The sequence below is a fragment of the Chloroflexus aurantiacus J-10-fl genome, assembly GCF_000018865.1.
In the GTDB taxonomy this organism is placed as follows: domain Bacteria; phylum Chloroflexota; class Chloroflexia; order Chloroflexales; family Chloroflexaceae; genus Chloroflexus; species Chloroflexus aurantiacus.
Window position 1 is genome coordinate 2460777 of sequence record NC_010175.1, and the last position, 24173, is coordinate 2484949.

Annotated in this window: 17 protein-coding genes; 5 read left to right on the forward strand and 12 right to left on the reverse strand. The window is 59.5% G+C overall.

The genetic code is table 11. From position 1 onward, the window contains the following. Window positions 1-107: 107 nt before the first annotated feature. Together CAUR_RS09365 and CAUR_RS09370 are read right to left on the reverse strand one after the other, a co-directional pair. Window positions 108-1460, reverse strand: coding sequence for a tetratricopeptide repeat protein (locus CAUR_RS09365; RefSeq protein ID WP_012257660.1), 1353 nt, complete (start codon window positions 1458-1460; stop codon window positions 108-110). Between the two features lie 88 nt (window positions 1461-1548). Next, on the reverse strand, window positions 1549-2547 hold the full coding sequence (locus CAUR_RS09370; RefSeq protein WP_012257661.1) for a molybdopterin-binding protein: 999 nt from the start codon (window positions 2545-2547) through the stop codon (window positions 1549-1551). 537 nt (window positions 2548-3084) lie between these two features. Between CAUR_RS09370 and CAUR_RS09375 the strand changes: the two genes are divergently transcribed. After that, a complete protein-coding gene (locus CAUR_RS09375; protein WP_162015868.1) occupies window positions 3085-3885 on the forward strand; it encodes a DUF3352 domain-containing protein in 801 nt (266 codons plus the stop codon). 20 nt (window positions 3886-3905) lie between these two features. On the opposite strand, the gene CAUR_RS09380 is transcribed toward CAUR_RS09375, so the two are convergent. The 4 genes from CAUR_RS09380 to alr all read right to left on the reverse strand — a co-directional run bounded on the left by CAUR_RS09380 (window position 3906) and on the right by alr (window position 10477). After that, the gene (locus CAUR_RS09380) at window positions 3906-5483 is read right to left on the reverse strand and encodes a proline--tRNA ligase (protein ID WP_012257663.1); all 1578 of its coding nucleotides are present in this window, start codon (window positions 5481-5483) and stop codon (window positions 3906-3908) included. 37 nt (window positions 5484-5520) lie between these two features. Next, window positions 5521-6378 (reverse strand): DUF72 domain-containing protein, encoded by an 858-nt coding sequence (locus CAUR_RS09385; RefSeq protein ID WP_012257664.1) that lies wholly within the window; start codon window positions 6376-6378, stop codon window positions 5521-5523. 9 nt (window positions 6379-6387) lie between these two features. Further along, window positions 6388-7953: an L-glutamate gamma-semialdehyde dehydrogenase gene (gene pruA / locus CAUR_RS09390; protein WP_012257665.1), complete on the reverse strand. Its 1566-nt coding sequence runs from the start codon at window positions 7951-7953 to the stop codon at window positions 6388-6390. 73 nt (window positions 7954-8026) lie between these two features. Then, window positions 8027-10477: an alanine racemase gene (gene alr, locus CAUR_RS09395; RefSeq protein ID WP_012257666.1), complete on the reverse strand. Its 2451-nt coding sequence runs from the start codon at window positions 10475-10477 to the stop codon at window positions 8027-8029. A gap of 683 nt (window positions 10478-11160) precedes the next feature. On the opposite strand from alr, the gene CAUR_RS09400 reads away from it, so the two are divergent. From CAUR_RS09400 to CAUR_RS09415, 4 genes are all read left to right on the forward strand, one after another. Beyond that, window positions 11161-12105 carry an EamA family transporter gene (locus tag CAUR_RS09400; protein WP_242605112.1) on the forward strand — a complete coding sequence of 315 codons (945 nt, stop codon included), beginning with the start codon at window positions 11161-11163 and terminating at the stop codon, window positions 12103-12105. 18 nt (window positions 12106-12123) lie between these two features. Continuing rightward, on the forward strand, window positions 12124-13212 hold the full coding sequence (locus tag CAUR_RS09405; RefSeq protein ID WP_012257668.1) for a dipeptide epimerase: 1089 nt from the start codon (window positions 12124-12126) through the stop codon (window positions 13210-13212). Window positions 13213-13365: 153 nt separating this feature from the next. Next, window positions 13366-13953 (forward strand): ANTAR domain-containing response regulator, encoded by a 588-nt coding sequence (locus CAUR_RS09410; RefSeq protein ID WP_012257669.1) that lies wholly within the window; start codon window positions 13366-13368, stop codon window positions 13951-13953. A 107-nt stretch (window positions 13954-14060) separates the two neighbouring features. Next, window positions 14061-15233: a sugar phosphate nucleotidyltransferase gene (locus tag CAUR_RS09415; protein ID WP_012257670.1), complete on the forward strand. Its 1173-nt coding sequence runs from the start codon at window positions 14061-14063 to the stop codon at window positions 15231-15233. 13 nt (window positions 15234-15246) lie between these two features. On the opposite strand, the gene CAUR_RS09420 is transcribed toward CAUR_RS09415, so the two are convergent. The 6 genes from CAUR_RS09420 to CAUR_RS09445 form a co-directional block, all read right to left on the reverse strand. Next, entirely contained in the window at window positions 15247-16221 is a 975-nt protein-coding gene (locus CAUR_RS09420) for an ABC transporter ATP-binding protein (RefSeq protein WP_012257671.1), read from the reverse strand. 5 nt (window positions 16222-16226) lie between these two features. Beyond that, window positions 16227-17279, reverse strand: a complete 1053-nt coding sequence (locus CAUR_RS09425; protein WP_012257672.1) for a glycosyltransferase family 4 protein — start codon at window positions 17277-17279, stop codon at window positions 16227-16229. Window positions 17280-17758: 479 nt separating this feature from the next. Further along, window positions 17759-18991, reverse strand: coding sequence for a cysteine desulfurase-like protein (locus CAUR_RS09430; RefSeq protein ID WP_012257673.1), 1233 nt, complete (start codon window positions 18989-18991; stop codon window positions 17759-17761). A gap of 299 nt (window positions 18992-19290) precedes the next feature. Then, on the reverse strand, window positions 19291-20553 hold the full coding sequence (locus tag CAUR_RS09435; protein WP_242605113.1) for a S41 family peptidase: 1263 nt from the start codon (window positions 20551-20553) through the stop codon (window positions 19291-19293). Between the two features lie 33 nt (window positions 20554-20586). After that, complete coding sequence (locus CAUR_RS09440; RefSeq protein ID WP_012257675.1) at window positions 20587-22308, reverse strand: peptidoglycan D,D-transpeptidase FtsI family protein; 1722 nt, start codon at window positions 22306-22308, stop codon at window positions 20587-20589. A gap of 69 nt (window positions 22309-22377) precedes the next feature. Further along, window positions 22378-23454 carry a sensor histidine kinase gene (locus CAUR_RS09445; protein ID WP_012257676.1) on the reverse strand — a complete coding sequence of 359 codons (1077 nt, stop codon included), beginning with the start codon at window positions 23452-23454 and terminating at the stop codon, window positions 22378-22380. Window positions 23455-24173 lie beyond the last annotated feature (719 nt).

Sequence of the window (24173 nt, forward strand, 5' to 3'; positions counted from 1 at the left end):
TCGGGTTATCCACGGTTCTCCCGGTTTTGGGGATGCGAGTGGGTCATTCGACTACCGAGGGCGGGATGTTGCCCGCCCTCTCCTGTGCAGTCCTGCGCTGCGCCATTCTACATCTGGCGGAAGAGTGAGCCGCGCTGGGCCCAGGCCCAGGCGTTGTTTGGATCAATTTCAATCGCCCTGGTCAGATCGATGTACGCCTCTTCGTAGATTTTCAGTGACTGATAGGTTGCACCTCGCCGGCTGAGTACCCACGAATCGTTGGGTGATAGTTCAAGCGCACGATTAAAATCTTCCAGCGCCTCGTTGTAGTTGCGGAGCAGGCGGTGGGTTTCCCCCCGTTCAGCAATCACCCATACCATATCTGGCTTCAGGGCCAGCGCACGGTTGAAGTCGGCCAGGGCTTCGTCGTAACGAGCCAGCACGCGATAGACCTGGCCGCGACTACCCAATGCCCAGGCGTGATCGGGTTGGAGTTCGATGGTGCGGTTGAAGTCCCGCAGGGCTTCTTCGTAACGACGCTGCAAACGGAACAGTTCACCGCGTTCGGCCAGGGCAGCTATATAGTTCGGTTCCAGTTCGATAGCACGGCTGAAGTCAGCAATTGCCTCGTCGGTACGATTGGTGTTACGGTGGAGGAGACCACGCTGAAAGTAGACCCAGGTGTAGCCTGGATCTAATTCCAGCGCTCGATTGAAATCGGCCAACGCTGCGTTGAGATCGCCGACGGCGCGAAACGCGGCTCCGCGACTACCAAATGCCCAGGCGTAAGCGGAATCAAGTTCCAGCGCCCGGCTCAGGTCGGCAAGGGCACCCTCAAAGTCATCGGCCAGCCGACGGGTTTCACCACGCTCGGCGTAGAGCCAGGCCATGTTGCCCTGCAAGGCAATGGCGGCGTCGAAATCGGCGATAGCTGCCGGGAAATCGCGCATCTCGCGATAGGTGATCCCCCGATGTCCCAATGCCCAGGGGTAGGCCGGATCGATGGCTAACGCCCGACTAAAGGCTTCTATTGCTTCCTGATGCTGATTGAGCGCCCGCAGTGACTCGCCCCGTTCGGCGTGGATCCACGCCAGATTGGGATTGAGCGCCAGGGCAGCATCGAAGTCGACCAGGGCTTCGTGATGGCGCCGCAAGGCTCGCCAGACCTGACCACGACTGCCTAATGCCCAGGGGTATTCTGGACGGAGGGCAATGGCGCGTGAGAAGGCCTCGATGGCCGCTTCATGCCGCCGTAACATGCGGAGCGTCTCGCCGCGTTCGGCGTGATACGCCGGATCGTCGGGTTCGAGGTCACAGGCTCGCGTTAAGTCGTCCAGCGACTCTTCGAGACGTCCCAGTTCGCGCAGTACTTGCCCGCGCTGAAAGTAGGCCCAGGCATAGTTTTCGTCAATGGCGATTGCCCGATTGAAATCGGCCAGTGCCGCTTCCCGACGGTCGTTGTAGAGGTTTTCCAGACTCATGGCCCCCCCTTTCAGCGTAGATATGCCAATACAAAGGCTATGACATAGTACGAAACAACGTGAAGAATTGTTACACCCTGTGCCGCCATCAACCGCGGCGCGCTGCTCCGAGCAGACCGCCTGGTCCTAGCGCCACAATTTCGCGGCGCCCGATCCGTTCGTTGGCCATCAGGCGCGGTAGGATAAGATCGACGATGTTTTGATCGCGGGAACGCACGCAGCCGGGAGCACCAATGAGCGGAATACGGTCATCGGCAGCGTTCAGGTAGGCCAGCAAGAGCAAATTACCCGGCTCGACCGGTGCACCGTAGTGGGCAATCTCGCCACCGATCCGACGCACGGCACGGGGAATGACATCGTCGCGGTCGACAACGGAGGTTTCGCCGGCGGTTATGATCAGGTCGGCGCCGGCAGCCAGTAGTTCGTGCAGACTGGCAGCAACTTCTGCTTCGTCCGGCGGTACGTGACAGCAGCCGATCATGGTTGCGCCCAGATCGGTGATCCGACCGACAATTGCCGGTAGCATGCCACGTTCAACTCGTGCCCGTGCCGCCGGGCTGCTCACCAGGGCAACGCCAATGCGGCGACGTACCATCGGGGCAACACGCAATACACTCTGGGCATCAGCGGCGGCACCGGCTTGCGCAAGATCTGAAGCAGGCACGGCGAAGGGGATAATTTTGATCGTTGCCAGCATCTGATCAGCGGCAACCAGGGTGTACGGTGGTAGGGTGGCGACTGTTAAGCCATCAATCAGATTGATCGCCAGTAATGCTTCTGTATCAATCATCAACGGGCCGGCGTAGGCCGAGCGAAGATTAACGCGACCGGCGTGCGGTTCGCCAATGATGACGCCCGGCCCGGCGACGATCTGGGCCAGGCGCAGCGCAGCTTCGTCTTCGTGAACATCATCAGGCTCAAGCACCGCAACGCGCACTGTGGCAACCCCAAGCCCGGTGAGCTGGGAAATGTCCTCTGGCCGCAGCCGTCGTCCTTTGTTGAAGGCTTTACGCCCCTGATCATCGGCAATATTGTGGCACAGAATGTGTCCAACTGCCGCTACCACCGGTAGGGTCTTGATGTGCATAGCTGCCTGCCCGTTGTGTCGTGATTGACAATAATCGTGATACCGTCAATATTTCTTGCTAACGTCGATCTACTTTTTCTAGGGGTTTGTTGCGCACGGTTACCAATCTCTACCCACCCCTTCAGCATCGGTGTCGGCACCGGCGATCCTTTTGGCGATACATTTCCAACCACGGTACAATAATGCTCGTTGCACCGATGATATAGTTTTGTCTAACCCAGGTTGCCACCTATCCTGTGAGCAGGCCACTTGAGGCTGACTGCCAGGATGAACAGCACGACGCTTCAGGCAGCATCGTACAACGTACCTGTACGAACGATGTGGGTGGCAGCCAGTTCCTATAGACGCGCTACTTCACGCACGTTTCTGAGGTAGCAACCCGGTTTGTGTCCATCCTCTGTGTCCTCTGTGGTGACAAAGGTAACCAATCAGGTTGTACACACTCCTGATCTGGCGACTCTGGATTTTGGATTGATAGACTCATGGTACCATGACGATGGTGTAGACGAATCACTATTTGCAACAGTTATGGCAGGTATGATCAATTCTTCAACACTACCTCGCGAACGCGGTCTTGGGTATGCCCTGGTTGGTGGCCTGGCCATTACGCTGGTTGCCGCCTTGATCGGTGCGCTGTTCGTTTACTGGTTTGTGACCGTGCAACAAGGGCCGGCTCCTGCTGATCTGTTACCGGCGGATGTGCAATTGTACGCCAGCCTGTCGCCGACCCTGAGCGATGTGCCTGAACAGCCGCGCATCGAGCGGGCATTGAATGAGGTTTTTGGCCTGACGATGCCGTCAGACGCCGCAGCGAATGTGGCGGCACTACTGGGGGTTGATCTGGATAGCGATGTTGTGACCTGGATCGGCAGCGATATTGCGGTGGTCGTGCGTGATTTCACGCCGGTGACCCGTGATGTAGCCGCTGACCTGGTGACGAATGGTGAGGTGCTGGTGTTTCTCGCTTCGCGCAACGATCCGCAGGCGCGTCTGTTTTTGGAGAAGCATCTGACGGTGCGTCGTAATCGTGGTGAGACGATTAACGAGCAGCGGGTAGGCGAGGCTATCATTTACAGTGGTGAGTTGAACAGTCCGCTGCGCGCCGTCGGTCTGATCGAGCACTATGTTGTCTTCTCCAATCGCCAGGAGGCGCTGATCGATCTGGCTGCCGGTCCGGATCGGCCCAACCGCCTGGCCGACCTGCCGGCATTCCAGCAGTTTCGCGAGACGATAGCCGCAGTGCGTTCGGGGGCAATCTATACCGATGGCTCGCCTGAATCGGAAGCGGCCCGCGCCGCAGTGCGGGCCTGGCTGGTGCAGATGTTAGGGCCTCAATAGGCTGCGTCGGTGTCGATCACCTACCGCTGCCCGATCACAGTCAGTAGGGCTGATTGATCGATGACGGTGGCCTGGGCGGCGGTACGGTGTCGGATTTCAAGCTGATTCGCGGCCAGTAGCTTCTCACTGATGACGACGCGCCACGGGGCGCCGATCAGGTCGGCATCGTTGAATTTAACTCCGGCCCGTTCATCACGATCATCAATCAACACATGCCAACCAGCCGTTTGCAGCATCGCCGCCAGTGCGTGTCCGGCGGTAACTACTGCCTCGCCGCGCCCCAGGGTGACGAGGTGGATGGCGAAGGGGGCAATGGCCGCCGGCCAGACAATCCCGCGTTCGTCGTGATGCTGCTCAACCACCAGGTACAGGAGCGGTTCCAGATCGATTTCGAGACCCGTAATGATGAGTGGCCGGTTTTGGCCCTCTGCATCTTGCACGAGCAGCGCAGTTGGTTGAGGGGCTGTTATAGCGCCGATAAGCGCACCCCGCCCTTCAATCCGGGCCGTTCCACACCATGGGCATGGATCGCCGGCCTCGGCCTGGCTAATGTCGGCGACCAGGGTGGCCTGCCAGTCACGGCCATAGACCACATCGCGCAGATGGTAGCCAGCCCGGTTTGCGCCCGCCACCAGTGGCGCCCCAGTGGTGACCATTGGGTCGGCAACGACGAGCACATCGCGCAGGCCGACGGGTGACGCATAGCCGGGAACGGCTCCGCACGCTCGAATCTGCGCTTCGTCGGCAGGAACCAGCTCGTCGGCACCGACAACGGCAGCCAGTTTGGGTAGACTTGCTTCCCGGTCGCCACGCACCACGGCGAACACGAGGCGCCGGTCGTCGGCACAACGGGCATCGAAGAAGAGCGCTTTTGCCGTCGCTGCGGTGGGAATACCGAGGTACGCTGCCAGGGCAGCAATCGTGTTGGCGTTGGGGGTTTCGACCAGGCTCATCGCCGGAGTCGGCCCGCTGTAGGCCGGTGGTGGCGCCATTGGCGCCAGTTCGCGCGGTGCTCGCCGGTTGCAGGTGGGGCAATCGAGGGTTGTTAACGGCCCACTCGCACTGTCAACGATCAGCGGCGCAGATTCGGTGGCCTGCAAGGCATCGGCGACAATCGTTAGCCCACACTCGTGCAAGGCGTGGCGCAGGTGTTGCAGCGTCGTTTCAAGCAACGCCTGGGCCTGCGAGGCGTCGCGCGCCAGTCCGGCCCAGCTCAACGTCGTGGGTGTGGGCAGTTCGAGCAGGCTGAAGCGCTGACGGGATTGCGGTCGTTTGCGCCGACGCTGACCCCAGATCGCCTGGGGAAGCTGGCGGTATGAGTCGATCTCACGCCGGGCCAGCGCAGTCACGGTCGCCGGCCAGGTGGCTGTGGATGTGTTTGGCAGATACACCTCTTGAGCACCGCCAGCCTGGATCGCTGTGGTCAGATGGTGGCTGAGCCGGCGCAGCACCGCACTCCCCAGGGGTAACAGGGCCGGTTCACCGTTATCCAGGGCGCGGATCATCCCGGCGCGCCAGAGTAGTTGGGCTGCCCGCGTATCAGCTTCTGCGGGCGCCTGGCGTAACGTTCGCCCAAACAGCGTGGCAAGTTGTATCATTTCGTCCTCGTTCGATCACATCACATAGGCGAAGGGTTTAGCCAAACAGGTTGAGCTGAGCCGGTGTGGTCGGCGGTTCGTTATCTCTCTCAGCCAGCGGCGCGCCGTGGGCACGCAGCCGGGCCGCGATCTGGCGGCAGAGAGTGGGAGATCGCGATTCATCAGGGCAATGCATAAACAGATAGATTTGCGGGTCGGTGGTTGCCCATTCGGCGATGCGAGCTGCCCACTCGGTGAGAAACGGTTCGTTGCGGGCCAGATCGGGATGGCCGATGTAGCGCACCAGCGTTGGCCCGCCACCCCGGAGTGGCCGCAGTGGAACATCCGGTTTGCGCTCGCGAGCATCGGCGAGGAGTGTGGTCGGCGGTTCGGCGGGATCGCGGATTGGGCGCACGTCCATGATTACTCGCCCGATCCGGTAGCGAGCGAGCAGCTCCATCAGCGGCACTTCGCCAACCGGCAGATACCAGTCGGGATGGCGCACCTCAAGTGCCAGAGCCACATCAGGTGGCCAGCCGGCCAGAAACCGCTCCAGATCGGCGAGCCGGGCCGGGCCGTATGCCGGTGGTAGTTGCAGAAAAAATGGCCCGCAGCGCGATCCCAGCCCCTGCATCCGTTCGATGAAAGCACGGGCCTGGGCCAGCTTGTCGGCCAGCGGCCCGGCGTGACTTACGTCGCGTGGCAGCTTGAAACAGAAGTGAAAGTCGGGCGGGGTCTCTTCGGCCCAGCGCGCAACCGTAGCCGGCGTTGGCGTGGCGTAGAAGGTAGTATTGCCTTCCACCGTCGTCAACTGCCGGCTATAGAGCCTGAGAAACTCGCTGTTGCGGGTGCCCGGCGGAAAGAGATCGCCGACCCAACCGTTGTACGCCCAAACTGCACAGCCAATTCTGATCATGGGCAACCGTTAAAAGCGCTCACAGATTACCTTCGGCTGGGTGAAGAGCCGCAGGTAATCGCTACCGCCGGCCTTGCTGTCAGTGCCCGACATATTGAAGCCGCCGAATGGTTGCACACCAACCAGCGCACCGGTACACTTCCGGTTGAAGTAGAGGTTGCCGACGTGGAACTCTTCACGCGCCTGTTCGAGTCGTTCGAGGTTGCGGCTGTAGAGACCACCGGTCAGGCCATATTCGGTATCATTCGCAATCGCCAGTGCCTCGGCAAAATTTGCTGCCCGAATGAAGGCCAGCACCGGCCCAAAAATCTCTTCTTGGGCGATGCGGGCGTGCGGCTTGACATCGGCGAAGATGGTCGGGTTGATGAAAAAGCCGCCATCCTTGACCAGTTCGTGATCGATGACCTCACCACCGGTCACCAGCCGACCTTCTTCCTGACCGATGGCAATGTACTGGCTGATGGAGTCGAACGCCCGCTGGTCGATCACCGCGCCCAGATCGGTCTCTGGTTTGGTCGGGTTGCCCAGCCGCAGCGCCTTCGTCTTCTCGATCACCCGCTGCAACACCTGATCGTAGACCTGATCAACCACAATGGCCCGCGAACAGGCACTGCACTTCTGCCCCTGAAAGCCAAACGCGCTGACGACAATGCCGGTCGCTGCGGCTTCGAGATCGGCGGTTTCATCGACAATAATCGCATCTTTCCCACCCATCTCCAGAATCGCCCGCTTGAGCCAGTTCTGGCCGGGTTGGCGCACGGCTGACCGTTGGTGGATGCGTAATCCGACATTCTTCGAGCCGGTAAACCCGATGAAGCGCACCAATGGATGATCGACCAGAAAATCACCCAGCACCGCATCTTCCCCGGTGACCAGATTGACCACACCGGGAGGCAGGCCGGCCTCTTCGAGAATTTGCACCAGAATACCGGCAATAATCGGCGCACGTGGTGATGGCTTTAACACCACGGTATTCCCGACCACAATTGGGGCGACGGTGAGGGTTGTGGTGATCGCTAGCGGGAAGTTCCAGGGCGGAATAGCCAGTCCTGGGCCGAGGGGAATATAGCGCAACTCGTTATCTTCGCCGGGGTACGGCACGAGTGGCTGGCGTTCACCCTGCAATGCCAGTGCCTGACGGGCATACCATTCGCAGAAATCAATCGCTTCGGCGACATCGGCATCGGCCTCGACCCAATTCTTGCTGACTTCGTGCATCATCCACGCGGCCAGTTCTTCTTTGCGCCGGCGCATAATCGCTGCGGCCCGCAACAATACCTGGGCCCGGGCACTGACCGGTGTGCGTGACCAGGTGCGGAATGCGGCATCAGCAGCCAGCAACGCCTGGTGTGCCTGTTCTTGCGATGCGCTGCTGGCGTAGCCAACCACCTTTTTTGGCTCTGCCGGGTTGATGGAAGGTAACTTGCGCTCGGTCACAATGTGTTCTCCACCGATGACCAGCGGATAGGTTGCTCCCAGTTGTCCGGCAACATGGCGAATAGCACGTTGCATGGTGGCCCGGCGGTCGCCACTATCGAAGTTGCCGAAGGGTTCATTTTGAAACGGGGTAAGCATAGATCGCTCCTTACTACGCCATGTGGCTGCTGTTGATTGTCATTGTACACGGATCTGACCGATCTGATTATCGCTACGGCCCAATCTCGCGGGGTACGCGGGGTAGGATACCGGTCAGCACTTCGTAGCTGATCGTGCCCAGCCAGCCGGCGATCTCATCAACCCCGATCACGGCATCACCCTGCCGCCCGATAATCGTGACCGCATCGCCGCGCCGGACACCGGGAATGTCGGTCACATCCACCATTGCGTAATCCATACAAATGCGTCCGACAATTGGGGCGCGCTGCCCCCGAATCAGCACTTCCCGCCACGGTGGTGAGCGCCGCAAACCATCGGCATAGCCAACCGGAATCGTCGCGATGCGCGACGGTCGCGCGGTGACGAAGGTACCGCCGTAGGAGATGGGAGTACCGGCTGGATGATCCTTGACCTGGGCTACTTCGGTGTAGAAGCTCAATGCCGGGCGCATACCGGGCAGGAGTGGAGCAGCCGCACCCGGCGCCAGCCCATAACAGGCCAGGCCGGGGCGCACCATATCGAAGTGTGTCGCCGGAAAGCGCAAGGTGGCTGCGCTGTTGGCAGCGTGAACGCACGGCGGACGCAGGCCGGCGGCAGTTAGATCGGCCAGCACCGCCTGAAAGCGGGCCAACTGTTGTTCGGTTGGCGTCGGATCGGCTTCGTCGGCGCGGGCAAAATGGGTGTAGAGGGCAACCGGTTCAATGCCGGGTAATTCCCGTAGCCGGGATAAAAACGGGGCGACTTCAGCGGGCGATAAACCTAACCGGGCCATACCGGTATCAACTTTCACATGCACCCGGGCGGGACGACCGCATTCGAGGGCGGCGGCGTGCAGGGCCTGGGCCGTATCATCGTCGAAGAGGGTCAGCATCAGATCGAGTCGAATCGCCTCGGCTGCCTGCCAGGGTGGTGTGTAGCCCAAGACCAGGATGGGCGCCGCAATCCCTTGCGCACGCAGTGCCCGGCCTTCACCGAGCGTCGCCACCGCCAGCATCTCGGCACCGGCCTGTAGTGCGGCCCGGGCTACCCGCGCAGCCCCGTGGCCGTAGCCATCACCCTTGAGCACGACCATAAGCGGGACACCAGCATGGTTGCGCAACGCACGCACATTATCGGCAATCGCGGTCAGGTCGAGATGCACCCAGGTCGGTCGTCCCGGATCACCGATCCGCACACTACGCCACGCCGGTTCCTGGCGTACCAGATATTGTTCTGGCGGCCAGCCGGGGGCCAGCAACGGGGCTACCACCTGTTCGAGGCGTTCGCCGGCACCCCCCGACACCAGTACGACATCCTGATCGTTGCGCGAAGGTGGCAGCGCTGCCCGAATCGCCTCGTTGGTGTCTACGACGTGAATGGTCACCGTTGGATTAGCCAGCCGGGCGGCCTGAGCCATTGTGGCGGCTCCCATGCCCTTCAGTACCAGATACTCAGCGCTGCGGGCTGCCTGCATACCCAGTTCGGTGAGCAGGGGCGTGGCATCAACTGCCGGCAATTCGGTTGGTGTTCCCAGAACAGCAATCCGGCGTCCGGTCGGGATGGCCGCCAGCGTCTGCAAGGCTGCCCTCATCGCTTCCGGTGTCGCATTGAAACTATCGTCCAGAATCAGCTCGCCATTGGCCCCCGGCAGCGGACGAAGCCGGCCCGCCGGCGCATCCAGACCGGCCAGGGCCTGGCGGATCGCTGCCGGTCTCACCCCGTAGTGCAGACCAACGGCAACGGCGGCCAGGGCAGCGGCTACACCGGGTGGGCCAGGTAAGGGGATGGTGATCGGCAGCTCAAGCCCCTGGCCGATCACCACACAATCAACGCCATCCCGACGGTAGGAGATAGCCGTAGCACGGATGGCACACCCACTCCCTGTGCCGAAGGTCAGATGAGCCGACGATACGCCTTCGGCGGCAATAACGGTCACTCCCTGGCGAGCCAGAAATCTCGCTGTGGCATCATCGGTTCCGGCGGTCACGACTGCAAGCCGGGGTGGGAAAGCCGCTGCCAGCGGGGGCAGATGTTCGCCGGCAAATTCGAGCACCGCATACTGGTGATCACGCTCAAGGCGGGCCAGGGCAATCGGCAGCCCCAGCAGAGAATTGAAATTGCGCCGGCTTTGAAACGTGGGAGCGTGGGTCGCCAGCACAGCGGCAATGGCCCGCCGGGCCAGCGTTTTCCCGATACCACCCGTCACGGCAATGACGGTGGGTTGCAACCGCTGCAAGCGATTGCTGGCCCAGCGCAACAACAAAGCCTGGGGGTCGGGGCAAACGACAACCGTGGCCGTACCGGCGTCGTGCGGTGGTCGCGTACACAGAATACCGCGGGCACCGGCGGCCAGCGCCGCCGGAATATAGTCGTGACCGTCGGCCCGTGTGGTGCGCAGCGCGATAAAACACTCACCGGCCACAGTCAGCCGCGAGTCGTAGCTCCAATCGGTAAAGGTATCGGCGTGGATCGGCCCGATCACCGTGCCACCAGCTTCAATAAGTTCGGCGAGTTGAATATCCATCGGTGTATCCTGATTGGCTGCAAGACAGGCCAGATGGCAATGCTTCGTATCAAAGCATACCACCGGCGCAGTCGCGCAGGTGTGGATGAGTGGGATGTTGTGGAATGTTCAGGCAGCGTCTTAACAGCAGGCGAGTTGCCTGTTGCCACTATTGTGCACTACGTAAGCGGTTCACGTCAATTGTTGGCGGAAGTTGCTTTGTGCGGGTGAGAGTTCAGATCTGAAGTGTAGTGTAGTGGGACGCACCTTCGCTGAGGGTGGGATAATGCCCGCGAATCCTCCCTCCAGCGGCTATGCATTACCCATAACTCGCATACTGCATTGCCCGCGTGTTGGAGCGGGTCGGGGGAGTGATGACGGGCGTGCTCCCCAGCCGGGAGCTGGGAGCGCGCGCCTCCGGCGCGCATGGTGCCGCAGCAACAAGTCTGATCACAGCCCCCGCAACCCTATCTTCTACCTCCTCCCCCCGATTTCCTATCTCCTCACTCCTATCTCTTACCCTCTCACTCCTATTTCCTATCTCCTCACTCCTATCTCTTACCCTCTCACTCCTATTTCCTATCTCCTATCTCCTCCCTCCTCCACCCTCCCCCCTATTTCCTATCTTCTCTACCCTATTTCCTATCTCCTCCCCCTATCTTCTCCTTTCTATTGACAAGTCAATCTTTGCTATAATGTCCCCCATGAACAACGCTTCTTCGACCGCAACCACAACAACGCGCACCGGTGTCTCGTGGCTCTGGTTAACGGTTGCCCTCTTCGCCCACACCGGCTGGGGTGCCTACCCGGTGTTAGCCCGTTACCTGCAAACCATCAGCCATCTGCCGAGTATGGCGATCCTGGCGTTGGGGAATGCGCTGGCGCTCGTGGTCTATTTGCCGTTTGCGTATCGCCACATCAACGCCAGCCTTTGGCGGACACCGATTATCTGGCTGTTCGCGCTGGTGGTCAGCATCCGGGCAATGACGAACCTGACCTCGGCTCGCTTTACGCTGGCAATCTACGTGCAACTGATTACCCTGCTCACACCACTCATTGTTGCGCTTCTGAGCAAGCTGCTTTTTCGCGAAAGGCTGCCGCCATTCACCCTGCCTGCCATCGGCTTATCAATCTTCGGCTCCCTCTTGATGATGAGCGGTGATGTCAGCAGCGGCGTTATCTTACGGCTCACCGGGAGCGATCTGATCGGCATCGCGATTGCGTTTGTCTCGGCCTGTGCGTTGGCGCTGTATATGCTGCTGATCCCACGTGCCACCAGCGCAGGGCATGTCAGCGCAGAGGCGATGTTGTTCGTGCAACTGGTCGCGCTGACGATCACCTGTGGCGCGATGAGTCTGTTGCTGCGCGAACCCTGGAGCCGATTTGCTGCTATCGGACTGCTGGACTGGATCGTGTTCGCTGCTTTTGTCATCTTTGTCTTGCTCGGTGCCAATCTGGGCCAGATCGTTGCCTTGCGTCAGCTTGGCGCACCACTGGTGAGCAGCACAATGGGCTGGCGCCTGATCAGTGCGCTGGCGCTGGCCGCATTCCTGCTTGGCGAAGCATTGCAGAGCGTCTGGCAGGTGTTGGGGGCTGTGATTGTGCTGGTAACGATTACCGTGTATCTACGCCGGCAGTATCGCGTCTGAGGTCAGCTTGAGGAACGTATGAGTACCGTCATTCGCACATTATCCGTTGCTCCGCTCGACATCCCGCTGCGCAGTCCGTTCGGGATTGCCGGCGGTGCGCAAGAGGTGGCGCGCAACCTGTTGGTCACAGTCGAACTGATGAACGGCGTCCGGGGCTACGGTGAAGCGGCTCCTTTTCCGGCTTTCAACGGTGAAACGCAGGAAAAGGCACTCCAGGCGATAGAGTCGGTTCGTTCGGCGGTAGAGGGTGGTGATGTGCGTGAATGGCGGGCCATCGCCGGTCTGCTCCGCGACCGCATTCCCGCCAGTGGGTCAGCCCGGTGTGCGATTGAGACGGCGATCCTCGATGCCTTGACCCGGCACTATCGACTGCCGATGTACGTCTTCTTCGGCGGGGCCGGTCACACGCTCGAAACCGATATGACGATCACGACCGGCACGGTGGAAGAAGCTGCGCTGGCGACGCTAGACATTCTCGAACGCGGCATTCGTCAGATCAAGGTGAAGATCGGCGGCTATGATGTGCAGCACGACCTGGCCCGCATCACCGCGATCCGGGCGCTCGCCCCTGATGCCCCGCTGATCCTCGATGGCAACGGTGGCTTCACCGCCGAAACAATGCTCGAACTGCTCGGTGCGCTCAGCCTTCAGCAGATCGTGCCGGCGTTGGTGGAGCAACCGGTGGCCGCCGACGACTGGCCGGGTTTGCGGCAGTTGGTACAGTGGGGCGGCGCACCAATCGCCGCCGACGAGACGGCGAGCAGTTCGCTGAACGTGCTACGGATCGTACAAGAGCGTGCCGCGCATGTCATCAATATCAAACTGATGAAGACCGGCATTGTGGAAGCGCTTGAGATTGCGGCTATCGCTCGTGCTGCCGGACTGGGATTGATGATTGGGGGCATGGTCGAGTCGATCCTGGCCATGACCGTATCGGCTCACTTCGCTGCCGGCTTAGGCGGCTTCCGTTTCGTTGATCTGGATACGCCGCTATTTCTGGCCACGAATCCTTTCCAGGGCGGATTTGAGCTGCGGGGCGGCGTGATCGACCTCTGCCACATAGCGACAGGCCATGGGGTAGAGCCGGCCACACTGCTGGCGGCATAACAATCGTCACTCCCATCCATAACGGATTGTACAATTCAACCATAGTCTTCCCGCCGGACATCTTCTATACTGCGTATAGACGTTATATTCGCATTGATGCCACCTGCACGTCGCACTGCGGCGACGGCAGGTGCTTATTGTTTTGGAGCACGCATGGCAGCGCGACTCTTAATTGCTGATGATGAAGCTTTGATCAGATTCCACCTGCGCGAAGTGTTGCTCGCGCTTGGCTACCTGATTGTCGGTGAAGCGGCTGATGGTCAACAGGCGATTGCTCTGACGCGCCAGATGCGACCCGATCTGGTCTTGCTCGACTACAAAATGCCACATCTCGACGGGATAGAAGCGGCGACCGTACTTCACAACGAAGGGCTGGCGCCGGTCATTCTCCTGACAGCTTCGGCTTCGCGCGAACTGGCTGAACGCGCCCGTGCAGCGGGTGTCTTCGGCTACCTGATCAAACCATTTCGCGATGGCGAACTCTTACCGTTGATAGAGGTCGTCCTGGCCCGCTGGCAGGCGTATCAGGCGCGGCGGAAAGAGATGCTGGCGTTACGCGAACGCCTGGAGACTCGTCAGGAGATTGAGCACGCGAAGCACGTCTTGATGGAACAGCACGGCCTGACCGAAGGCGAGGCATTTCGGCGTATCCAGCAACTGGCGATGCGCAATCGCAAAACCATGCGCGAGGTAGCGCAGGCCATTCTCCTGACCCATCAATTGTCGAGTGGGCAGAGGTGAGGGGGAGCACTCCCCACTCCCCGCCCCTTCATGGTATCCTACAACCGAGTGTGCGCACGCCGGTGAGTTGCAACAGTAATGTGCGCACGGGCTTGTAGGAGAGAGCCATGTCTAGTGCCAAACACGCCGTGATCCTGGTTGCCGGTGCTTCGACCCGCACGCGCCCGTTGACCGACCAGCGTCCGAAGCCGCTGATTCCGCTGCTCGGTAAGCCGTTGCTGGCCCACATCCTCGATGAACTGGTCGGGCTGGTGGAACGGGTGACGCTGGTGGTTGGCTATCGCGCCGATCAGATTGTCGCGACCTTTGGTGAAACATACCGTGGTATGGCAATCCGTTATGTATACCAGACGACCATCAACGGCACGGCGGGCGCGTTGCTGGCGGCGGCACCGATTGACGAGCCGTTTTTTCTGTTGTACGGCGATAATCTGATTGATCGCGCCGATGTAATCGGGGTCGGTCAGTTCCGCTACGCCCTGGCCGGGCTGCGCCTGCCCGATCTGCGCTCGTTTGGTGTGCTCGATGTCCACGATGGCCTGGTGCAGCGGATCATCGAGAAGCCGACCCAACCCCCACCCGATGCCCTTGCCAATCCCGGTATCTACCATTTCGATGCCGAAGTCTTTCCGCTCCTGCACCGGATCACGCCTTCCCCACGCGGTGAGCTGGAGTTGACCGACCTGATTGCGCTGCTGGCTGAACAGCATCCGGTGGCCTGCCACGTCTGTACCGGGCACTGGCTGCCGGTCGGCACCCCGTGGGAAGCGCTCCTGGCCGCCCGTTTTCTGCTGGCGCGGCAGGCCCACACGCAGCCCCTGCCGCAGATCGCGCCGAATGCCCACATCGCTCCCCAGGCCGATCTGGAAGGGTCAGTCGTGGTGAGCGACGGAGCATCCATCGATCAGGGTGCCCGCATTGTTGGCCCGGCCTGGATCGGGCCAGGCGCAGTGATCGGGTCGGGTGCGCTGATTATTGCCTCGGTGATCGAAGCCGGCGCCACGATTGGGGCCGAAGCAATGATCGGTGGCTCGGTGATCGGTGCCCAAACAGCAGTTGGTGCTCAGGCGTCGATCAGTCACTCCTGGCTTGATGAACGGGTGCAGATCGGCTATCAGGCTGTGTGCCAGGCCGCTGAATACCGCGATGCGCCGGTCAACGTCGTTGTCAATGGCTTGTTGACAGAAGATGACCTGATCACCCGTGGGGTGGTGGTTGCTGCTGGGGTAGCGATTGCCCCGCAGAGCGTGATTGCCGCAGGGAGCATTGTCCGTCTGTGACCGATAGCAACCCTCACACCGGTTGCCCAAAGACCTCGCTGATGATCTCCTCGATGGGTGGCTCGGCGATGTTGACATCGGCAACCGGTAGCGCGGTCAACAGCCGGGCACCGATTCGGGTTGTCTCGTTACGCGCAACCTTTAACTCGACCTCCAGTCCATCGCAGCGTTGCACCTCACCGAACTGCGCCAGCGTCTCGACCGGTACCGGTTCGTGTAAGACAAGGTGAATGATCTTGTGCGGTGCCACCTGCTCGACCATACTCTGGAGATTGCCGTCGTAGAGCAGGCGCCCGTGATTGATCACAATCACCCGCTTGCAGAGTGCCGTCACATCGGCCATGTAATGGCTGGTGAGCAAGACCGTTGCGCCGTAACGCCGGTTATACTCGGCCACGAATTCGCGAACTCTGGCCTGCATCGTCACATCAAGCCCAATCGTCGGCTCATCGAGGAAGAGGACACGCGGACGGTGTAACAATGCTGCTGCCAGCTCGCACTTCATCCGCTCACCCAGGCTGAGCTTACGCACCTGTTTGTTGAGCAGATCACCCAATTCGAGCAGCTCGATTAGCTCGTTCAGCGTCTGCCGATACTCGTGCTCCGGTACCTCGAAGATGACCCGATTCACCTCGAAGGTCTCGATGGCCGGCAAGTCCCAGAGCAACTGTTGTTTCTGGCCCATCACCAGCGTAATCTGCTTGAGGAACGCGGTCTGCCGGGCAAAGGGGGTGTATCCCAACACCCGAACTTCGCCCGCAGTAGGGTGCAGCAAACCGGCAAGCACCTTGAGCGTGGTTGTCTTGCCGGCACCGTTCGGGCCAAGAAAACCCACCATCTCACCGGACTCAATCGTGAAATCAATGCCATCCACGGCTTTGACCGTCTCGTACTGACGACGGACAAACGCCCGGATTGATCCCATCAAGCCGGCTTCTTTGCGATGCACCTGATAGTACTTGCGCAGACCGCGAACTTCAATTGACATTGGTTTCAACCACGTGTGACGGTGAGAAATTGTTCGGCAACCCGCATCCAGTCAAACTGAGCCACATAATCGCGCCCAAACGATCCGTAGCGCCGACGCAACGACACATCACCAAGCAGAGTGGTCAGCGCGTCGGCCAGGGCCGCTACGTCAGCGGGCGGCACCAGCAAACCGGCCATACCGTGCGGTACAACTTCCGGGATCGCGGCTGCCGTGGTCGCCACAATCGGCAAACTGGCAGCCATCGCCTCCAGAAACACAATCCCAAAGCCCTCCTGCACACTCGGCAGACAGAAGAGATCGGCCCGGTAGTACCACGACCGCACTTCATCATCAGACGGTAACGCACCGAGAAGCTGACAGGACGCTCCCAAACCGAGCGTGTGGGCCAGAGTTTTCAGATTGGCGTGTTCCGGGCCATCACCAATAATGACCAGACGGGCGTCAGGTAGCCGCTGCCGCACCTGCGCAAATGCCCGGATCAGGTCGGCAATATGCTTGCGCGGGTATTGCCGCGCCACACAGAGAATGGTCTGCCCACCATCACGTGCCACAGGTGCCGGCCATTGCGTCAAATCAATCCCTTCCGGCACCAGCCGAATCCGCTCCGGCGGCACACCGTAATGGCGGTGAATACTCTGCCGACAATAGTTGCTCGTGGTAATAATCAGTGGTGACTGACGGGCATTCATCCGTTCGAGGCGCGACAGCAACCAGAGCAAGCGGCGGACATTACCACGTTCGTGTTGCAGCTCTTCAGCGATCACACCCTTAATACTGCACACATAGGGGGTGGTGACGCGCCCGGCGACAAACACCCCATCAATATCCACCCCCACGATCAGGTCGTAGGGCAGCGTGCGCAGCAGCGCCGGCACGTACAGATTGAACAACAAGCGCCGCAACGTCAGGTTCGCCGGCCAGGCCACCGGTGGCGCAATCCGGGCCACATGATGACCATGGGCACGCAGAGCGCGTCCCAGCCCGCCAATCGCGGCGGCGGTACCACTCCCTTCAGCCACGTGCTGAAGCCATGAATCAAGAAAAGCGATGCGCATTGATGTTTCTCGCCCTTGCTATCAGGGCAGGCAAGCGTAGTCAAAGCATTCCGCTTAGGAGTATATCACAGAACGCCTGTCACATCACGGCAATGCGTGTGTACAGCATCTCATAGCAATCACGGTATCATCTCTATGATGATTGCAGCCATCATCTGGCAGCGCCCATCCTCTTCGCGCCGGGTAGCCAGGCCTGTGCCTGCTGCCCGGCCCGTCAAACAGAGAGGACTGAAGGCGCCATGAAACACCCGTATCGCCGGTGCGGAAGCCTTACTCCCGCACCCGGCCTGCTCCGTAGCCGATGCGCGTGGTACGTACCGGCTTTCGCTAAAAACCGGCACTCCCTGCGATCAACACAGTATCTTCTCTTTGGCTGGTCGCAGCCATCATCTGGCAGCGCCCATCCTCTCCGCGCCGGGTAGCCAGGCCTGTGCCTGCTGCCCGGCCCGTCAGACAGAGAGGGTTTGATAGCGCGAACGCTAAGCAGTTGCCAGCTCGCGCAACACCGCCAGGAACCTGTCAACCTCTTCCGCAGTATTGTAATGAACAAGGCCAACCCGTACCATCCCACCGAGTGGCTCAACGCCCAACCGTTCACTCAAACTAAGCGCATAGTAATTGCCGTCCCAGACAAAGATGCCACGTTGAGCCAGCGCAGTTGCTACTTCGCGTGGTGAGCGGTTGGCCAGGCGGAACGAGATGGTTGGGGTGCGCTGACCGAACCGTTCTGGCTCGCGAATCCCGTAAAAGGTCAGACCGGGAATAGCGAGCACGCCTTCGATAAGCTGTTCGGCCAGCGTGCGTTCATAGGCAACAATCCGGTTCATCGCCTGCACCAACGCAGTACGCCGGTCGGGTGCCGGTTGACCCAGTCTGGCCAGATAGTTGACGGCGGCGGTCACCCCTGCCAGCCCCTCGTGATTTTGCGTGCCGGTCATCCAGCGTTCGGGAACGGTATCGGCTGCCGGACGAACTTTGTACGGCTGGAAGCGTTGCAGATGCTCGCGTTTACCGTAAACAACACCAACGTGAGGGCCGAAAAACTTGTAGACACTACAGGCCAGAAAATCACAGTCAAGTCCTTTGACATCAATCGGGCCGTGCGGCGCGTAATGAACAGCGTCAACAAAGACCAGTGCCCCCACCCGGTGTGCCCATTCGACAATCTGGGGAATATTGTTGATGGTACCAACCGCATTGGAAGCATACCCCACTGCGACCAGCTTCGTGCGCGGCCCGATCAGCGCCGCCATATCGTCCATCGCCAGCGTACAATCTTCCGGGTCAATATCCACCTCACGAATCACAACCCCACGCTCGCTCAGTGCTCGCCAGGGGGCAACGTTAGCATCGTGATCCAGGCGAGTAACCACGATTTCATCGCCGGGCTGCAACACCCGTCCAATCGCCCGACTCAGGGCAAAAGTCAGCGATGTCATATTTTGCCCAAAGAAGACCTCATCGGGATCGCACCCCAGCAAATCGGCCATTGCCGCGTGAGCTTCGGCAATCACGGCATCGGTGCGTTGACTGGTGATAAATGCACCGTGCGTATTGGCATTACTATGTGCCAGGTAATCACTAATCGCATCAATAACCGTTTGCGGAACCTGCGTACCGCCAGGACCATCGAAAAAGATAGCCGGCTGCCCGGCAACGGTTTGGCTCAGAGCAGGAAACAGTGGACGAATGGCGTGTGGGTCGAAGTTCATACATACCTCCATGCAATGCGGCTCGCACTGATCATATCAAATCTTGCGCGATACAGTGCATCCCTGCCCGCCACCGGATATGCGGCGAGCTGTGACGATCCGTACCATTCTTGTAGGGGCGGGTTCAAAACCCGCTCCTGCGGCCTCCGCTCTTTCCACCACACGCCAAACGTCACTCCTGACACACCGGTCAACGATAACCCCGATACTGCACCAGAACGATGCAGCACCGCTGACGTGATTAGTAGGGGCACGGCATGCCGTGCCCCCGCGCTACCTGCCACGATAGAACGACCCGCTCACCTTACCTCTCTGATACGGTCGAGCGCCAGTGCAATCCACGGATCGGCCTCGAAGCGAAAGCGAGTCCAATCGCTGGACGGTTGAATATCCGGCTGTACACCCTTGCCTTCAAGGTCACTACCATCGTTGAGGCGAAACACCTCTTGCGCAACCCACAGCCGGGCACCGCCGGTAATCTCATAAGCGTAAATGGTTTCTGTATTACCGGCTGATGGTCGCCCAATGACTGTAGCCTGAGCCTCTTGCTGTAACACGGCTGCCAGTAGCTCGGCGTATGAGGCAGTACCACGATCAACCAGGATCACCAGCGGCAAACCCCGGAGATCGGGATTGCGCGCCGTGACCACCAGTGGTGTAGCTCCTTTGCGACTGATGAACGCACCTACATCACCGGTGACAAAATGACCGAGTAGACCACTGAGCACGTCGCGCCATCCGCCTGGATTGCTGCGCAGATCGAGGATCACTCCCCGCAGCGGTCGCTCAGCCATCAGCCGTTGTAGCGCCGTTGCTACCTGCTCGTGCATGTCGTTGACCCACAGCGTACTGATGCCGACGTAAGCCACATCATCGCTCAGCCGACGTATCAGTGGCTCGATACGGCCTTCCACCCGCTCTCGGATCAGTTCAAGTTCGCGCGAATCACCTTCTGGCTGTACGATCAGCAACCGCACGCTACTCCCCAACGGACCTTCAATTGAACCCAGATTGAATGAAAGGCCATCAATCGCCACAATGCGATCACGTGGCTGCAAACCGGCCCGGGCAGCCGGACTGTCGGGGAAGACGTGCTGAATCAGCAAGCCGTCGCTTAACGGGAGAGTACTGACACCGATGCCAACCTGCTCTTCACGTCCTCTGGTCAACTGATCTTCGGCGATCACCGCCTGCGGTGGCACAAAACGTGAATGGTCGTCGCGGAGTAGTCTGACCATAGCGCTGATGACAGCGAAGAAGGATGCATCATCCTCGGCGGCCAACGCTCGTGCTCCATACTCTGCCCGCACACGTGCCCAATCCACACCGTTAAAGGTGGGATCAAGGTAGTGTTCGTTGATCGTTGTCCAGACCTCTGTGAAAATTTGCTGCCGTAGCGTCGCGTCAAGCGGTGGTCGCGGTGTCGGTGTTATCAACGCTGCGGTCGGTGTTGGTGAGATTGCAGTAGGAGTCGGTGCAGGTTCACGGACTTCCGTTGACGCAGGTGTGCATGCCCACAAGAGCGCACACAGGAACCATATCGACACCCAGCGAAAGCTCATACGTTCCAGCATGTATTCAAACCAGCAATTTACTTACTCTAACGCGAAAGCAGCAGCCAATACCTCGCCGGCCAGCCGGGCAGCTACACCGCTACCTTCGCCACCCTGCTCGATGATGACCGCTACTGCGTAGCGTGGTGTGTCGATTGGGCCGAGCGCGATAAACCAGGCGTGAGGTGTCGCACCGGGAATATGCTCCGCAGTACCCGATTTTCCTCCCACCGGCCAGTTAACATATTGCGAGATGCTTCGTCCAAAGCCATATTGAGCTACCGCAGCCATATAGCTGCGCATGCGATTAGCAGTTTGGCTTGACATAACACGACGCAGGCTATACGGATTGGCCTGCCAGATCGTACTCCCGTCAGGGCGGGTTACCCGCTGAACGAGGTAAGGTTGCATCATGACCCCATCGTTACCGATAGTGGCTGCGACAAGTGCCATCTGCAACGGTGATACCAGCAGTTGGCCCTGACCGTAGCCGGTGTCGGCCAACGCACGGGGCTGGTTCAAAAAATCGTCCTGTACAGATAGTAAAGACGGCTTTGAAGGCAGATCGCGCAGGGGCTGAAAACCATTCGGCAGGCGGTTTGGTGCGAAGATATTAAAGCGTTGTGCAACTTCGGTTAATCGTTCGGCACCGAGGCGCACGGCGTATTGGGCGAAGGCCGTATTACAGGAAAATGCATACACCCGTTCCAGAGTTGCCGGTTCACCAATTTGTGCGCCCAGATTGTCCACCGCATTGACAATTGGTGGCGCATCAGGTTGCGGATAGAACTCATTAGGGCAGGTAATCTGATCCGGTCGCCCTTGTAGCCAGTATTCCAGCACTGCCACCGCCGTTACCGTTTTGAAGGTCGATCCGGGTGGGTATCGGCCCTGAGTTGCCCGATTGAGTAACGGTTGACCAGCATCGTCACGGTTGAGAGAAGCCCAGTAATCACTTACCCGCTGGCGTTCTGCTGCCAGATCAGGTGCTGCTGGATCGACCACGAGTTGACCTGGATCAAAGCCAGGTCGGCTGACCATGGCCAGAATAGCACCGGTACGCGGATCGAGCACGACCACTGCGCCGCGGCGGTCACCGAGTAAAGCAGCCACTCTTGCCTGAAGTTCGGCGTCAAGCGTCAGCGTCAACGAATTGCCACGCTGTACTTCGCCAGTCCATTCATTGAGCAGCACCTGCCACTCGTTGCCGCGTTCCCCCGACAGGTATTCATTGTAGGTGGCTTCCAGCGCACTCTGGCCGTACCGTGGGCTAAAAAAGCCGAGAACATGACCGAACGCTGTCATATCGTATTGCCCTGCCAGTGGATATACCCGGCGGGCGATACCGTTGATCATTGTGCTCTCGGCCAACACACGTCCGCGTCGATCAACAATCGCGCCACGCAACACTCGCTGCGTCATCAATACCGGACGTACATTACTGATTGTACTGCCATCAGTACTGGTAACAACATGGTTACTGATAGCTCCAGCCTGCACAAATTGTTGACGGAGTAGTTGCAGGCTGAGCATTAGAAAGCCGATAATAATCACGACCCCAACCCGTGAAACTGTACGGGCCAGATCGCTTGCCGGTGGTGTATCGTGTAGCCAGCTCAACAGTACGATGCCGGCCAGTGGGCCGCCGATCCAGAGCAACAACAGCCAGCGTGACTCTTGTTCAACCGGCAACCAGATACCGTAGCCGAGCAAGACCAACGCAATGACCAGTACTGGCGCATACCAGAAACGGCGCCGTCTCATGCGATAACACTCCTCATCCATTGCTCAACTGCGCCTACAGCGAGCACACAGTGTTATGATACCGCACATTTAGGGTTCGAGGGGAAGTGTTACTCGCACGATCAGCCCGCCTCGTTCACCTTCAAAGACAGCCAGTTGACCATCGAGTTCAGTAATCCGATAGCGGAGAGTGCGGAGCGCGTGGAAGTGAGGTCGCTCGTAGGTGCCATCTAGCAAACCCACCCCATCGTCCTGGATTTGTAGCGTTGCTGTCCGTTCATCAACCTGCAACACAACCTGACACGACGAGGCATGGGCATGGCGACGCACGTTTGACAATGCTTCCTGAGCGGTGCGAAGCAGAACACTCTGCTGTACAGCGGTGAGGCGTTGGATGGCACCTTCAATCTGATACTCAACCTGCAAGCCCCCGCGTTGGCGTTCACTATCAACCAACTGTTTAATCGCCAGTTGCAGGTCAGGCCGTAACGATACCGTTGACGTTGTGCCGACCGGACTTCGGCTCCCAACACTACCCGCCGATGAATACCATTCTGGCGGGCGTCGAATGGTATCGCTCGCACCTAGCGCAGTTTGACGGACATCAACCATTCTGGTTGCAGGACGGATTGGTGAATCGCTGGTGTCCGGCGACCGGTTAAGTGACTGTTGCCACCATTCTACCAGGCCAGTCCAGGTCAATGCGAAGAGGAATGGTATCCCGATGTGCATCGGCAGCGATGATGGATTGCCGGTCAAAATGCCACTGCTCAGGTACAGCAGGGCACTGCACAATCCGGCACCGATTATGGCACCGCGCCATCCGAAGAGCAATCCCGGCGCGATCAGGCTGCCGAGTGCGTTCATGCCGAAGGGAAGAAATGTATTGCCGCTCAGTACCAGCACCAGCCAGCCGAGCACAATATCCATTGCCAGCAGAGGGGGCCGGCGCTTCATCAATTGTAAATATTGCCGGGCCTGCCGGGTAATGAACACAACGATCAGGAGTACCAGCAAAAGCAGGCTGGCGTTCAAGGGCAACTGTTCAGTGGGGCGGTTGGGCAGAGTCAGCGCGATGCCGGCGCTTAACCATGCCAGCCAGCGATACCCAACGAACAGATGAATGGGTTTCAGACGCTGCCGCCACGAATCTATAAAGTGTCGCACGCGCATTCTCCCGGCGGCGGCCGGAAGGAGGAGGTCGCCGCGATGTGCCTGCGGACAATTGGGTAAGACATGAGTAAGTGTAGCAGAAAGCAGACGGTGCGGCAAGACCTATCATCACAATTTCGGCGCGTTTCGTTCAAGCCACTATCGCCGGTCGTTACCTTGCAATATGAGTGATACCAAATCTGGATAGGGGTTCTCCCCTGGGATCGCGAGCCTCCAGATCGCCCTACTCTGAGCGGGGTAGCGCAATCCTGAAATGCACGAGAATAAGGAAACACCCTGCACCGGTGTCTCCCACCTCCGGCGGGTTCAGGTTTAAGAGCGGGCAGCATACGTAAGCTAACGCAGCTAGAACTTACTTCATAAAAGTTGTGCTCTCGTGCTACGAGACCGTCACCCAGGCGCATGAACGCTTGCCAATTACCAACGACAGTCGCCCCGGCTCCTGGCCCGGTGGCAGTGCACCGCTCCAGCCGTACCATCACGGGCTGGATGGGTTGCCTTGCCCGCTCGCCATGCTCGTGTCGCGACGTTTGGCGTGCGGCAGCCACGCTGCCGCACCAGCCGTGCTCACGATCCAGCGCGTGGTGCATCGTTACCCATCCTGGTCACGGGGATGTTAGATGTACTCGTGACCAGCATAGAGTCGGTCAGGAATGAATTCAGATAACTTCTAGTAAACGTGTTTGAAATAGATGCTACTACCGCATCAGGAA